The sequence below is a fragment of the Bradyrhizobium sp. USDA 3650 genome (assembly GCF_054057395.1).
Genome location: NZ_JBSRZG010000001.1, coordinates 6191798 through 6205683, shown reverse-complemented (window position 1 = coordinate 6205683; position 13886 = coordinate 6191798). Strand labels below are relative to the sequence as shown.

The window sequence follows — 13886 nt, the reverse complement described above, 5'->3', positions numbered from 1 at the left end:
AGCTTGCACGGCGCTTACGCGTCATTGCACGATGACATCTGCCTGGAGGGCGCCGGCCGTCTTGATCGCCTGGAGGATCGCGATGATGCCGGATGGTTTCAGGCCGATCTGGTTCAGGCCGCGCACCAGGCGCTGGAGATCGACGCCGCTCAGGATCGCCACCTGCGATCCGGCCTCGTTGGCCTCGACCACGGTCTGGGGCACGACCACCGTCTGCCCTTTCGAGAAGGGCGCCGGTTGCGACACCACGGGAAGCTCGGTGACGCGGACCGTCAGATTGCCGTGCGTCACGGCAACGGTCGATATCCGTACGTCGCGTCCGATCACCACCGTGCCGGTACGCTCGTTGATCACCACCCGCGCCGGCGTATCCGGCTCGACCGTCAGCTCGCCGATTTCGGCGAGAAACCGGACCGGGCCGATGTGGCGCGGCTTCGACAGCACGATGGTGCGGTAGTCGCGCTCGAAGGCGATCTGCGCCCGATAACGGCCGCCGGCATAGCGGTTGATCGCGTCGAGGATTCGCGTTGCGGTGACGAAGTCCGGGTTCTTGAGCTCCAGCACAAGATACTCCATTTCATGGAGACTACCCTGCACCTCGCGCTCGACCAGAGCGCCATTCGGGATGCGGCCCGCGGTCGGCGTGCCCTGGCTGACGTTCTGGGCCTGGCCTCCGACGCTGTAACCGGCGACCGTGACCGCGCCTTGCGCCACTGCATAGACCGCGCCGTCCGCCGCGCGCAGCGACGTCATCACCAGGGTGCCGCCGAGCAGCGAGGTCGCATCACCGAGCGACGACACGGTCACGTCCATGCGCTCGCCGGCACCGATCGAGGGCTGCAGGTCCGCGGTCACCATCACGGCCGCGACGTTGCGCGTGCGCAGCGTCGTCGGCCGCGGCGGATTGTTGGTGCTGGTGGTCTCGTTCCTGACATTGATGCCCATGTTCTCGAGCATCGATTGCAGGGACTGCTCCGTGAACGGCGCATTGCGGAGCGTGTCGCCGGTGCCGTTCAGGCCGATGACGAGGCCGTAGCCGACGATCTGGTTTTCGCGCAATCCCTTGATGTCCGCGATGTCCTTGATGCGGACGGCGGCCTGGGCGCTGACGGCGGAAACGAGCAGGACGAGCGCGAGCAGGACTCTGGTCATGACCCGTCCACGACCTTGACGGTGCCGTCCGGCTGGACGACGCCCCTGATGATCACGCCCGTATCGGTGTTTCGTATCGGGATGAGCGCGCCGGGCGCGCCCGACTGCATCGCTGCGCCGTAGGTCACGATCGACAGGCCGCTGTCCTCGACCACGACCTTGACCATCGCGCCGCGGGCGACCGTCCAGGGATCCTCCACCGAGTTGGTCGGGATCGGCTGGCCGGGGAGCAGCGCGCGGCGCGCCATGCGGCCGACCAGGACCTGGCGTCCTTCGATGAACATGGCAACGCCGAGCACGTTCGGCGCGAAGGCGCGCTCGGTGATCATGTCGTCTCGGATCAGCTCGCCGGCGCGGATCGAGACGGCCGGCACGGGGAGCCGCTTCTCCTCGGCCGCGGCGAGACGCGCCGAGACGAGAACCAGCAGCACGGCGGCCAACCCGCGCTTGATCGAGCCCATCCTGTTCAACATGGATACACCGGAACTAGCGCATGCCCTTCGAGACCGTCTGGGCCATTTCATCCGAGGCCTGGATGACCTTGGCATTCATTTCGTAGGCGCGCTGGGCAGAGATCAACTCGGTGATTTCCTTGACCGGATCGACGTTCGAGGCTTCGAGATATTGCTGGTTGATCTTGCCGTAGCCGGAATCGCCGGGCAACCCGACGACCGGCGTGCCGGACGCCGTGGTCTCGCGATAGAGGTTGCTGCCCAGCGGTTCGAGGCCGGCCTCGTTGGCGAAATTGGCGAGATTGAGCTGGCCGATTTGCCTCGGGTTCACTTCCGTATCCAGCTTGGCAAACACCTGTCCGGTCTGGTTGACCGTGACTTGGACCGTTCCCTGCGGCACCGTGATTGCGGGATCCAGCAGATAGCCGTCGGTCGTGACGAGCTGGCTGTTGGCGTTGGTGTTGAACGAGCCCGCGCGGGTATACTGCACCTCGTTATTCGGGCCGAGCACCTGAAACCAGCCGCGGCCGTTGATCGCCATGTCGTAGGGATTGCCGGTCTGGGTGAGCGCACCCTGGATGTGCAGCTTGCGGATCGCCGCCGACTTGACGCCGAGGCCGAGATTGGCGCCTTCCGGGATCGGGGACGAGCCGCTGGTGTTTGCCACGCCCTGCATGCGGTCCATCTGGTAGAACAGATCGGTGAACTCGGCACGCGCCCGCTTGTACGAGGTCGAGTTGATGTTGGCGATGTTGTTCGCGATGACTTCGATGTTGGTCTGCTGGGCGTTCATGCCCGTGGCCGCGATGGCAAGCGATTTCACAGCGTCACTCCTTGATCAGATCGACATCCGAACGACTTCTTGGTAGGCCTGCACGACCTTGTCGCGAACTGCGACCGCCGTCTGCAAGGCCTGCTCGGCCGACATCAGCGCCTCCACGACGCGCCGCGTCGATTCTTTGCCTTGCATCGCCGAGACCGAGGCGGCCTCGCCCGCCTTCAGCGTCCCGATCGCGTCCGTCGTCACTTGCTTCATGACCGATTCGAATCCGACGTCGCCGCCGGACTGGATCGCGGGTGTCGCCGTCGACGAGATGGCCTGTGCCTCGGTCGCGCGGCTCGCCGCCTGCGCCGTTGAGATCGCGGTCGATGAAATTGCCTCAAGCATTGTCAGCTCCTCAGCAGGTCGATGGTCATGCCCAGCATCGACCTCACCTGTTTCACGACCTGCAGATTGGCTTCATAGGAGCGGTTGACTTCCCGCATGTCCGCCATCTCGATCATCATGTTGACGTTCGGCAGCTTGACGTAGCCGGCCTTGTCGGCGGCGGGATGCCCCGGCTCGTACTCCACGCGGTACGGCGTGGTGTCGACGCCGATCTCCTTGACCTTCGCCAGCTGAGCGCCCGAGGCGCGGTCCATCGCGGCATCGAAGGTGATCGTCTTGCGTTGATAGGGATCGGCGCCGGCAGTGCGCCCCGTCGCCGTCGCGTTGGCGAGGTTCTCCGAGACGATGCGCATGCGCGTCGACTGCGCTTCGAGTCCGGAGCTCGCGACCGTCAACGAGGATTGCAGAGAGTCCAGCATGTCAGTTCACCTCAGGTCTTTGCGCTCGACAGCAGCATGCGGTGAAACGACCGCACGACCGCCGAGTTCATCGAGTAATCGCGACTGACGTCGCTGCCCTTGATCATTTCCTGCTCGAGACTGACGGAGTTGCCGGAGTGAACCACATCCCAGCTGTCCTTTTTCGCGGTTGCCCGGGTGTCGCTCTCGGCAGCGGAGAGTTGCATGTGCGACGGCGACGTGGTCGCCAGTCTCACCGGCGTGCTGTCGAGCACCTTGTTGAAGGGCTCGACGTCGCGCGCCTTGAAGCCCGGCGTATTGGCGTTGGCGACGTTGGTGGCGATCGTCGATTGGCGGAGCTCGAGGTATCGCGCCTGCGACGATGCGAGTTCGAAGAGATAGAGCGGTCCCACGGCAGCACCATTCTGGTTCAGACGGTGTAACCTTAGGGTCGCAAGCTTTCGTCAGGCTGATGGAAGGGACGCCGTCCTCGGAATTCTACTGGACCTTCTCGGACCGCGGCGTCTGCTTGGATTGCAGGAAGTAGATGATCTCGGCGACCGGCCGGAAGAACTCCGCCGGAATCACCTGGTCGACCTGAACCGCCTCGTAGAGCGCGCGCGCCAGCGCCTTGTTCTCGATCACCGGAATCCGGTTCTGCTCGGCAACTTCGCGGATCTTCAGCGCAATCACGTCCATGCCCTTAGCCACGACGATCGGTGCCGGATTTTCCTCGCGATTGTAGCGCAGCGCGATCGCGAAGTGCGTGGGGTTCGCGATCACCAGCGTCGCCCGCGATGCGGAAGCGATCATGCGCTGGCGCGAGCGGTCGCGCGCCAGCGAGCGCAGGCGCGCCTTGATCAGCGGATCGCCTTCGGCCTGCTTGTGCTCGTCCTTGATCTCCTGCCGCGTCATGCGCAGCTCGCGCCGCCAGTGGAAGCGCGCCCATGCGAGATCGACCGCGACCAAGACGATGGTCGCGATACAGATCGCCGAGACGATTCGCATGGCGATGTTGAGAATCATCTCCGGCAGCGCGACCGGGTCGGTGTACATCGCCTCGAAAGCCTTCGCTTCCGACGAGCGCAGCACGAACGCGACGACGACGGTGACCGCGGCGAGCTTGAACAGCGACTTGGCGAACTCGACAAGGCCCTGCGATCCAAACAGCCGGCTCCAGCCGCTGAGCGGAGAGATTCGCGACAGGTCCGGCGTGATGCGATGGAGCACCAGGCTGGGAGCATTTTGCAACAGCGAGGCGGCCAGCCCGAACGCCGCCAGGGTGACGACCAGCGGCGTCAGGAACCGCAGTGCCTGGAGCCCGACCACGATGAGGAGATTCTGTGCGTCGGCCCCGGTGCTGAGAGGGAAGCCGTCGGGATCGTCGAGAAAGCCCGTCAGCATCGGCGTCAATTGCTGAACGCCCTGGCCGATCAGGAACGCCTGGATCACCATCAGCGCAGCCATCGAGGCGAAGATGGAAGCCTCCCGAGAGACCGGGATTTTGCCCTGTTCGAGCGCATCGCGGACTTTCTTCTCGGTCGGCTCTTCTGTCTTGCTCTCCTGATCGGTTGTTTCTGCCATGCCCGTTCAGCGGTCAGCGGAAGACCAGCTCATCCTCCTGCTCGGGGTTGAGCTCGATTTCGCCCTTTTCCGCGAGGTCGAGCGCGAGGTCGGTGATCACGCGCCGCGCCTCCAGCACGTCGCGCTGGTTCGACGGTTCGCCGATGGCGAGTTCGTGCTCGACGACCCGGCGGACCCGCGAGGCGACCGAGGACAGGATCATCTCGCGGAAGTGCTTGTCGGTGCCCTTCAGCGCGATGACGATGCGATCGGTCGGCACCTGGTCGAAGATCATGGTGCGCGCCTTCGGCGTCAGGTTGGTCACGTCGTCGAAGGTGAAGAGCAGCTCCTTCAGCACTTCGGCCGACTTCGGCCGCTTCTCCGACAGGCTCTTCAGCATGTCCTCGATGTGTCCGCGCTCCATCTTGTTGATGATGTCTGCGACGCGGGCATAGGTGTCCGCGCCGAGGTTGCGGGCGAAGTTCAGCGTCAGATCCTCATGCAGCGTCTTCTCGAGCACCCTCATGGCGTCGTCGACGATCGGCTTGAGGCTGAGCACGCGCCGCATCAGCTCGTTGCGCAGGCTCGACGGCAGCTGGCTCATGACCTTGGCGGCGCAGGACGGCTTGACCTTGGACAGGATGAGCGCCGCGGTCTGCGGATGCTCCTTGGAGAGGTAGCTTGCCAGCGAGTTTTCCGACACCGACGAGACGCGGTCCCACACGGACCGGCTCGAATTGCCGAGCAGGTCCGACATGATGGCCGAGACCTGGTCGGCCGGAAGCACGTCGCCGAGCACGGCTTCCAGGCCACCGAGGGTGCCGAGAATGTTGGCGCCCATCGAGAATTGCTGGGCGAACTCCTCGACGATCGCTTCCAGTTCCTGCGCCGTGATCGGCCGCAGCTCGGCCGCAGCCTTTGTAACGGTGCGGATATCCTGCGGCTCGAACTGCGCGAGCACGCTGGCGGCCGCCTGCCGGCCCATGGCGAGCAGGAGTGCCGCGACCTTCTCCGTTCCGCCCAGCGTGGCGACGCCTCGCTGCTTGATGGGAGCCATGCCGACCTGTGCCGCCATGGTCAGGTATCACCCTGTCCCAACGGCCCGACAATTTCGGTGAGCGAGACGCCGAAGCGGGAATTGTCTTCTTCGACCACGACCACCTCGCCGCGGGCGACGACGCGGCCGTTGACGACGACATCGACGGGCTCACCGACCCGGTGGTCGAGCGGAACCACTGCGCCGCGGCCGAGCTTCATCAGATTTGCCACCGGAATGGTCGCCGATCCCAGCACCACCTGCATGGTCACGGGAATGCGCAGGATGGCATCGACATTGGCGAACTTGCCGGTCTCCTCCGCGGTGCGCGCGGCGATCTCCGCCAACCGCTCCAGCGGAGATGTTTCGGTATGCCCCTCGTCGGCCGCCGATGCTGACTCATAGTCGAAGGATTGCGCCATCTGGTATCGCCTCTTGGTATTTCCGCTCCCGGAGCGCCGTGACGTTCCGATCGTATTTATTCCGCCGGCTTCGGCTTCAATGCTTGTTCACGTCGGCGCCGCCCGCGGTCGCCGCGGATGCGAGCCCGCTCCTGGCATCAAGCGCCGCGATCGCCTCGTGGGCCTGATCGATCTTCGTGCTCAGCACGTTGGCGAGCCGTCCGAGATTTGCGGTGGAATCATGCGCCGCGGTGATGACCGTGTCGAAGGCGCCCGCCGTCTCCTGGACGATGGTCGAGAACTCGCCCTGGTAGCTGCGCAACCGCGCCAGCTCGCGATGCATCCGGGTCACCCGCATGCTGGTGAAGGCGAGCGCAATCAGCAGCACGGCATCAACGAGATAGGATATCATCGACGAACTCCCGTTTCTGATCGACGGGATCTGCCACCTGCATGGCGTAATAGCCATCAAGCTGGCCGATCTGACACCAGAACAGCACCTGGTTGTTGCTCTCGAGTCGAGCCAGCGTGCGCGGCGTGGCTTCGAGCTCAAGCACCTGTCCGACCTGGAACTTCACGACGTCGCCGAGCGAAATCATCTTCTCGTCCAGCACGGCGCTCAGCGTCACCTCGGTGCGGTGAACCTCGGTCTCCATCTGCTCGCGCCAGCGCGGATCGGCCGCACGGCCGTCGCTGACGACGACGGTCGCGAGCTTCTGCCTCAGCGGGTTGAGCGCGGAGTGCGGAATGATGAGGAACATCTGGCCGCCGCGGTAGAGTGCCTGCAGCATGATGTTCGCGCAGATCGACATGTTGCCGCTCCGCCCGATCGCCAGCGACGCCATCGCGGTCTCGACCCGCTCCACGCGGAAGGTGACGTTGGAGGTGCCGGCGAAGGAGGATTGCAGCGCCTTGGCGAACCGCTCGAACAGCGCCTGGACCAGGCGGATCTCGATGTTCGAGAAGCTGCGCTCGACGTCGAGCGGCGGTTCGGCGCCATCGGAGCCGAACATCGCCTCGACCATGGTGAACACGAAGTCGCGGTCCAGCATGATGATGATGCGGGAGTCCCACTGCTCGGCATAGAGCACGGCCGCAACCGCGTTGGCCTCGTAGTCCTTGATGATGTCGCCGACACGATCGTTGGTGATGCCGTTGACCGAGAAATAGCATGGCGTTCCGGCTATCGGCTGCAGGCTGTCCGTGCACGATGCCGCCATGCGATCGAAGATCACATTGAGCATCGGCATGCGTTCGATCGAAATGCCGGCGGCGTCCAGCAGATAGTTCGGCAGCGGCTTGCGCTGATCGACGTCGAGGGCTTCCATCATGATGCGCGCGCAGCTTTCGGTTCAACCTCGGCCACGACCGCCTTGGGTCCCGCGATCGTCTCGTTCTCGACGACGTCGATCGATGGCCGTTCGGGGCTCGCGATCATCTTGCGGCCGTGCTCGACGGCGATCTGCGGCATGGCGCCGTTCATGAACGCCAGCAGCGTCTGCTTGACGATGATGTAGGGCCGGCAACGCTTTTCGCGCGTCATCTTCACCTTCATCGCGAAGGGCGAAATGATGCCGTAGGACAGGAAAATGCCGGCGAAGGTGCCGACGAGGGCGGCGCCGATGAAGCCGCCCAGCAGCTTCGGCGACTGGTCGAGCGCGCCCATGGCCTTGATGACGCCGAGCACCGCGGCGACGATGCCGAGCGCGGGCAGCGCTTCCGAGACCACCACCAGCGCATGGTAGGGCGCCAGCTTGCTCTTCACGATGGTGTGGATCTCCTCGTCCATCAGCGCTTCGATCTCGTGCGTTCGCGCGTTACCCATGATGATGAGGCGGACGTAGTCGCAGATGAACTGGAGCAGCGACGGATCTCCGAGCACGCTCGGGAACGCCTTGAAGATCTCGGAGGACGCGGGATCGTCGATATGCGCCTCGACCTCGTTGCGGCCTTTGCCCCGCAGTTCCCGCATCAGCGCGTGCAGCGCGCCGAGCAGATCGAGATAGTAGCGTTGACCGGGCACCGCCCCCGTCACCGCCTGCACGCAGGCAAGCCCGGTGTCCGCGACCGTCTTCCAGGGATTGGCCATGATGAAGGTGCCGGCCGCGGTGCCCATGATGATCACGAACTCCCAAGGCTGCATCAGCACGCCCAGATGCCCGCCCATGGCGGCAAATCCGCCCAGCAGTGCCGCTACCGTGATGACGATCCCCACGAAACTGCCCAACGCGCCGCTCCATCACCGATCCCATCGGGAATATCTAGTCGGCGAGCCTTGCGCGAGGCTGGCTTCCCCCTCGCCAGCCTCGCGCAAGCGATTCACGGCAGCTTGGGACGACGTCGCGAAAGCGGCCAGAGGGGCGCGGGTCATGCTATCCACCATCGCGGACTACACCAGACTGACCAAGGACATGGGCAAGTCGCTGACGCAGGTCGCGACGCAGCCGGACGTCAGCCGCGACACCGATTATTTCCTCAGCCACATCGGCAACGTGAAGACCATCGACGACTTCCTGAAGGACTATCGCCTCTATTCCTACGCGATGAAGGCATATGGCCTCAGCGACATGGCCTATGCCAAGGCTTTCATGCGCAAGGTGCTGACCGAGGGTATCGCCGACAACAAGACCTTCGCCAATAAGCTGACCGACACCCGCTACCGGCAATTCGCCGCCGCGTTCAATTTCGCCGCCCTCGGCGACAAGGCGACCCAAACCGCGGCGGCCACGACCGGCACGGCGACCCAATACGTCACGCAGACGATGGAGGAGAAGGCCGGCGACCAGAACGAGGGCCTGCGGCTGGCGCTCTATTTCACGCGCAAGGCTTCCACCATCACCAATTCCTACCAGATCCTCGCGGACAAGGCGATGACGCAAGTGGTCCAGACGGCGCTCGGCCTGCCGTCGACGATCAGCTCGGCTGATATCGATGCCCAGGCCAAGATGATCACGAGCAAGATCAAGCTCACCGATTTCCAGGATCCGGCCAAGGTCACCAAATTCGTGCAGCGCTTCGCGGCGATGTGGGATGCGACCCAGGCCCAGAGCGACACCTCGACCAACCCGGCGCTGGTCCTGATCGGCGGCGCCGCACCGTCGATCGGCATGGATACCAACGTGCTCACGACACTTCAGAACATCAAGTTCAACAGGTAAGTCATGCAATCGGCCCTCTATGTAGGATTGTCGGCGCAGGTCGCCCTCGAAAAACGCCTCCAGACGATCGCCAACAACGTCGCCAACGTCAACACGGCGGCGTTCCGCACCGACGTGGTGAAGTTCGAGACGGTGTTGTCCAAGGCGGGCGCGAACCCGGTCGCCTTCTCCTCGCCCGGCGACAACATCATCTCGCGCGAAATGGGTAGCATCACCGAGAGCGGCAACCCGCTCGACGTCGCCGTGGTCGGACAGGGCTGGATCGCCTTCGCCGGTCCGAACGGCACGGTCTATACGCGCGACGGCCGCCTCCAGATCGCCGCCAACGGCGACCTTCAGACCGTGTCCGGCTTCCCCGTTATCGATTCCGGTGGCGCCCAGATCACCCTCGATCCGAACGGCGGGCCGGTCTCGATCGCGCGCAGCGGCGCGATCACCCAGGATAACAACGAGATCGGCACCATCGGCCTGTTCAACATTCCCGCCGACGCCAATCTCGACCGCTACGGCAATTCGGGCGTCACGCCGAACCGGCCTGCGACCGCCATCGCCGACTTCTCCCGCGACGGCTTCAAGCAGGGCTATGTCGAGGGCTCGGGCGCCAATCCGATGATGGAATTGACGAAGCTGATCGCGGCCTCGCGCGCCTTCGACGGCACCAATTCGATGATCGAGGGCACCGAGAGCTCGCTCCAGAACGCAATCCGGACGCTGGGCGAACCCGGCAAATAGACTGCGCCCCGCGCGCAATGAGGTTGGACGGTTTCCTTGAACGCTCTTCGGCAACTTGAGTGGGCGCTGCTGGAGCTTCAGCAGAGCACTCCCCTGGCAAGCGTCAGCGGCGCGATCTCCGAGATCGCGTCGACGCATTTTCGTGTCTCCGGCCTGTCGCGCTTCGTCAGGCTCGGCGAACTGATCGGCGTCAACTCCGGCGGCAAGCCCCAGATCGGCGAGGTGGTGCGGATCGACAGCGAAGGCATCATCGCCAAGCCGTTCGACCGGCAGTTCGCCGGAGGCCTCGGCTCGGTCGCCTACCGGATGCCGCCCCTGTCCTTCGCGCCGGATCCGAGCTGGAAGGGCCGCGTCATCAACGCGCTGGGGGCGCCGCTGGACGGACAGGGCCCTCTCACCCCCGGGTCGCGTCCGGTCTCGGCCGAGGCGGAGGCGCCTTCTGCCATGAAGCGCGCGCGGGTCCACAAGCCGCTGCGCACCGGCGTACGCGTCATCGACCTGTTCGCCCCGATCTGTGCCGGCCAGCGCGTCGGCATCTTTGCCGGTTCCGGCGTCGGTAAATCGACGCTGCTTGCGATGCTCGCCCGCAGTCAGGGTTTTGACACCGTCGTGCTGGCCCTGGTGGGCGAGCGCGGCCGCGAGGTGCGCGAGTTCATCGAGGACGTGCTGGGCGCCGATCGTCACCGCGCCGTCACAATCGTGTCGACGGGAGACGAGAGCCCGATGATGCGGCGACTGGCGCCGAAGACGGCCATGGCGGTCGCCGAATATTTCCGAGACCGGGGCGAATCGGTCCTGCTCATGGTCGATTCGATCACCCGCTTCGCCCACGCCGCCCGTGAAGTCGCGCTCGCCGCCGGTGAGCCCGCAGTCGCGCGCGGCTACGCACCCACCGTCTTCACCGATCTGCCGCGCCTTCTGGAGCGCGCCGGACCCGGCGAGGAGGGGTCCGGGACGATCACCGGGATTTTCTCCGTGCTGGTGGACGGCGACGATCACAACGAGCCGATCGCCGATACCATCCGCAGCACACTCGATGGGCACATCGTGCTCTCCAGGCACATCGCCGACCAGGCACGTTACCCGGCGGTGGACGTTCTGGGTTCGGTCTCCCGCCTCGCCCATAACGTCTGGGACCCCGAAGAGCGCGAATTGGTGAGCAAGCTGCGCGCCATGATCGCCAAATACGAGGACACGCGCGACCTTCGCCTGATGGGCGGATACCAGGCGGGACGTGATTCGGGTCTCGACCAGGCGGTCGACATGGTTCCGAGAATCTACGGCGCGATGCGGCAGGACGCCTCGGCTCCGCCAAGTGCCGATCCGTTCCGCGAACTGCGGGACATGCTCAAGGGCGACTAGCAAGTCTCAGATTGAGTCGGCGCGCGAGGCGCCACGCGATCGAACCTTGCTCGTTGTTTTCGACAGGCGATTGCGCATGCCGCCACGCTTACGGCGCATGCGCCTGCGCCTGCGCGGCCGTCTCCAGTTTCCGCCGCGATCTTCTCCACCGTTCGGGTGAGGCGGCCGCGCCGAATGCGACTGAACGGCGATTCGTTGATCCGGTCGGAACAACCGCCGCGTGCAATTCCTGTGAGTTCCCCCGGACAATTCTTGGCAGAACGCACAAGTTGTGGATGACATGTCGACGCACATCCTCGTCCTGCACAGGCTTCGATCAACTTGCATCAACCACAGCCAACAACGGGCCGTGCAATAAAACTGTCGTATAGTCGCGTACATGTTGCTCGTGGGACAGGATATTGCGTTCACCATCATGTGTCCCGAAGAGCGAGATTGTCTTGAACGTTACATTCGCCTGCGACGACATCCATTCTCCGCGAGGGTCTCTACTTGATTTTGTTGAGAAGCTCATTCATCGTTTCGTCGAAGATAAGAAACGTCTGCGTGTGACTTGAACCTTAGGGGCTTCGGTTGAACTACTCCGATCCATCGTCTGCTGGCGACGGCTATTCGGGCTCCCGTACGACGACGCCGCGAATGGCATACCCACAGCAACGCCGCCTCCCGCGCCATAACTTGCAGTGCTCATCAGTCCAGGTCGGGCGCCGGGCAGGCCGTGCCTTCACGCGAGAGAAGAGCACGGCGCATGTGTCGGATATCGCGGTCGGTACGGCTTCTCGCAAACGGCTGGTGCGCAACGGCGGAAGGCGGCTCCGGGGCGCCGCAAACGTGATTCCCGGGGCAAGGTAGGAATTCATGCCATTGGCAAGAGAAGCCGTCGAGCTGCTGGTTCAGGCGGCGAGGGCTTGGTATTTCGAAGGCAATCAGCATGGGTTGCGCGACCGGGAATGGATGGCCCTGCGCTTTCTCGGCCGTGCCAACAGGTTTTCGCGCACGCCGTCCGCGCTCGCCGGCTTCATCGGCGCCACCAGGGCGACTGCGTCGCAGATCGTGAAGACGCTGGAGGGCAAGTCCTTCCTGGTGCGAAAGCCGTCGCACGAAGACAAGCGTTCTGTCGTGCTGCACGTCACTGCGCAGGGCGAGAAGTGCCTGAGCCAGCACGATCCGATCAATCACGTGCTGAACGCCGTCACCGCGCTCGGACCCGACGAGTGCGTCAGGCTGCGCGATTCGCTGCGCCAGATCCTCAATCACCTCGACGCGGCACATCAGCGGCTCGATGCCAGCATCTGCCGGGACTGCATGTTTCTCGCCGAACGCGGGCCGGGTACCGGCAAGGGTCGCGCAACGGCCGAATTCATGTGCCGGCTGTATCGCGCCCCGGTCTCGCTCGAGGAGACCGAGCTGCTCTGCACCAGTTTCGAGCGCACCCGCGACCGTCCCAAGATCGAGGAGCATCTTGACCGCGCGCGTGTGGCGAACCAGGGGTGAGGCACGTGTCATTTCCAGGCGCGGATCCTGCGCTGAACTTGCGGAGTCTCTCATGTCCCCGGCTCGGCAGCGCACCGCAAGAGCGCTCCGCTGCGTCCGGGGCACGAGAGCGGCGTGTGGCTCACACTTTCTCAACCGTCATTGCGAGCGCAGCGAAGCAATCCAGGATCCCTCCGCGGTAAGACTCTGGATTGCTTCGCTGCGCTCGCAATGACGGAGCATGAGGCGGCATCGCCTTCCTCCAGTGCAGACTCAACTTGAAGACACGCCTTCGCATTCTCGCGGCGCATTCGCCCGAGCTTTGCCTGGTCGCTCCGCCCTCCTTGTCCAAGAGGGCGCAGGGAAGGCCGGGTGCCGGCTGGCACCCGCGGTCCGCTGCGCGAAAATGTAGCGCAAGGAAACCGCACAGCAGCATACAGGTGTAGCCAATCACTCGGCCTTCCCTGCGCGATGGTTGGACGGCTTATGCCGTGCTCTCCCGGGAGCCGAGTTCCTTCTGGCCTCCCTCACCCCAACGAAATTCACCGGCACCGCGCCGGTTGACGCAGATGCCGCATTCGCCAGGGCTTGACCGTAGCAACGACGGCCAGGACCACACGGTTTTGCCGTACGCACGGCCCGCCATTTCGCCGCAGTATTCCCAGCCCTGTCGACGGAGCCGGAAACTTACAGACGAGACGAAGCCTAGCAGCGCCGCTCGTCGGAACGAAGTTTTGGGCTCACGGAGAGCAATCCGCCCTGCCCGACTCCTCGCACCCGAACGCTGCCGCGTCCACCGCAAGCCCGGCTCGCGAACGTGACGACCACAAGATCGCCCCTCAAGGATGAGCCGGGATGGGCGAGACATACGCCAAAACCGAATTTCGGTAAAGTGGAATATTTTTGCGGCGGCGGATTGACAGGAGGGCGACACAGCCAGAGCCCGGTAGCCCGGATGGAGCGCAGCGCAATCCGGGAAGGTGCCGGATGC

16 protein-coding genes are annotated in these 13886 nt (G+C 64.4%); 4 read left to right on the top strand and 12 right to left on the bottom strand.

Annotated features, from left to right (window positions below):
• Positions 1 to 21: 21 nt before the first annotated feature.
• The 12 genes from flgI to motA form a co-directional block, all read right to left on the bottom strand.
• Entirely contained in the window at positions 22 to 1152 is a 1131-nt protein-coding gene (gene flgI / locus ACVIN2_RS29145; protein ID WP_456768215.1) for a flagellar basal body P-ring protein FlgI, read from the bottom strand.
• Positions 1149 to 1625: a flagellar basal body P-ring formation chaperone FlgA gene (gene flgA / locus ACVIN2_RS29140; RefSeq protein WP_456768214.1), complete on the bottom strand. Its 477-nt coding sequence runs from the start codon at positions 1623 to 1625 to the stop codon at positions 1149 to 1151. Before flgA ends, flgI begins: the two co-directional genes overlap by 4 nt.
• A gap of 13 nt (positions 1626 to 1638) precedes the next feature.
• Complete coding sequence (gene flgG / locus ACVIN2_RS29135) at positions 1639 to 2427, bottom strand: flagellar basal-body rod protein FlgG (RefSeq protein ID WP_007595892.1); 789 nt, start codon at positions 2425 to 2427, stop codon at positions 1639 to 1641.
• 15 nt (positions 2428 to 2442) lie between these two features.
• A complete protein-coding gene (locus ACVIN2_RS29130; RefSeq protein ID WP_456768213.1) occupies positions 2443 to 2772 on the bottom strand; it encodes a flagellar hook-basal body complex protein FliE in 330 nt (109 codons plus the stop codon).
• Between the two features lie 2 nt (positions 2773 to 2774).
• Positions 2775 to 3191 (bottom strand): flagellar basal body rod protein FlgC, encoded by a 417-nt coding sequence (gene flgC / locus ACVIN2_RS29125; RefSeq protein WP_106945767.1) that lies wholly within the window; start codon positions 3189 to 3191, stop codon positions 2775 to 2777.
• Between the two features lie 11 nt (positions 3192 to 3202).
• A complete protein-coding gene (gene flgB, locus ACVIN2_RS29120) occupies positions 3203 to 3583 on the bottom strand; it encodes a flagellar basal body rod protein FlgB (protein ID WP_027519862.1) in 381 nt (126 codons plus the stop codon).
• Positions 3584 to 3668: 85 nt separating this feature from the next.
• Positions 3669 to 4754 carry a flagellar biosynthesis protein FlhB gene (gene flhB / locus ACVIN2_RS29115; RefSeq protein ID WP_456768212.1) on the bottom strand — a complete coding sequence of 362 codons (1086 nt, stop codon included), beginning with the start codon at positions 4752 to 4754 and terminating at the stop codon, positions 3669 to 3671.
• A 13-nt stretch (positions 4755 to 4767) separates the two neighbouring features.
• Entirely contained in the window at positions 4768 to 5808 is a 1041-nt protein-coding gene (locus tag ACVIN2_RS29110) for a flagellar motor switch protein FliG (protein ID WP_027570476.1), read from the bottom strand.
• A gap of 2 nt (positions 5809 to 5810) precedes the next feature.
• Positions 5811 to 6191, bottom strand: a complete 381-nt coding sequence (gene fliN, locus ACVIN2_RS29105) for a flagellar motor switch protein FliN (protein ID WP_027519864.1) — start codon at positions 6189 to 6191, stop codon at positions 5811 to 5813.
• A 76-nt stretch (positions 6192 to 6267) separates the two neighbouring features.
• On the bottom strand, positions 6268 to 6582 hold the full coding sequence (locus ACVIN2_RS29100; RefSeq protein WP_018453958.1) for a hypothetical protein: 315 nt from the start codon (positions 6580 to 6582) through the stop codon (positions 6268 to 6270).
• Positions 6563 to 7501: a flagellar motor switch protein FliM gene (locus ACVIN2_RS29095; RefSeq protein ID WP_456768211.1), complete on the bottom strand. Its 939-nt coding sequence runs from the start codon at positions 7499 to 7501 to the stop codon at positions 6563 to 6565. The genes ACVIN2_RS29100 and ACVIN2_RS29095 overlap by 20 nt, the downstream gene beginning before the upstream one ends.
• Positions 7498 to 8397: a flagellar motor stator protein MotA gene (gene motA / locus ACVIN2_RS29090; RefSeq protein WP_456768210.1), complete on the bottom strand. Its 900-nt coding sequence runs from the start codon at positions 8395 to 8397 to the stop codon at positions 7498 to 7500. The genes ACVIN2_RS29095 and motA overlap by 4 nt, the downstream gene beginning before the upstream one ends.
• A 142-nt stretch (positions 8398 to 8539) precedes the next feature.
• Here motA and ACVIN2_RS29085 point away from each other — a divergent pair, with 142 nt between their 5' ends.
• The 4 genes from ACVIN2_RS29085 to ACVIN2_RS29070 all read left to right on the top strand — a co-directional run bounded on the left by ACVIN2_RS29085 (position 8540) and on the right by ACVIN2_RS29070 (position 12916).
• The gene (locus ACVIN2_RS29085) at positions 8540 to 9328 is read left to right on the top strand and encodes a DUF1217 domain-containing protein (protein WP_456768209.1); all 789 of its coding nucleotides are present in this window, start codon (positions 8540 to 8542) and stop codon (positions 9326 to 9328) included.
• A gap of 3 nt (positions 9329 to 9331) precedes the next feature.
• Positions 9332 to 10060 (top strand): flagellar basal-body rod protein FlgF, encoded by a 729-nt coding sequence (gene flgF / locus ACVIN2_RS29080; RefSeq protein WP_007595915.1) that lies wholly within the window; start codon positions 9332 to 9334, stop codon positions 10058 to 10060.
• 36 nt (positions 10061 to 10096) lie between these two features.
• Positions 10097 to 11422, top strand: coding sequence for a flagellar protein export ATPase FliI (gene fliI, locus ACVIN2_RS29075; protein ID WP_018453953.1), 1326 nt, complete (start codon positions 10097 to 10099; stop codon positions 11420 to 11422).
• An 858-nt stretch (positions 11423 to 12280) separates the two neighbouring features.
• A complete protein-coding gene (locus ACVIN2_RS29070) occupies positions 12281 to 12916 on the top strand; it encodes a MarR family winged helix-turn-helix transcriptional regulator (protein ID WP_456768208.1) in 636 nt (211 codons plus the stop codon).
• Positions 12917 to 13886: the final 970 nt, after the last annotated feature.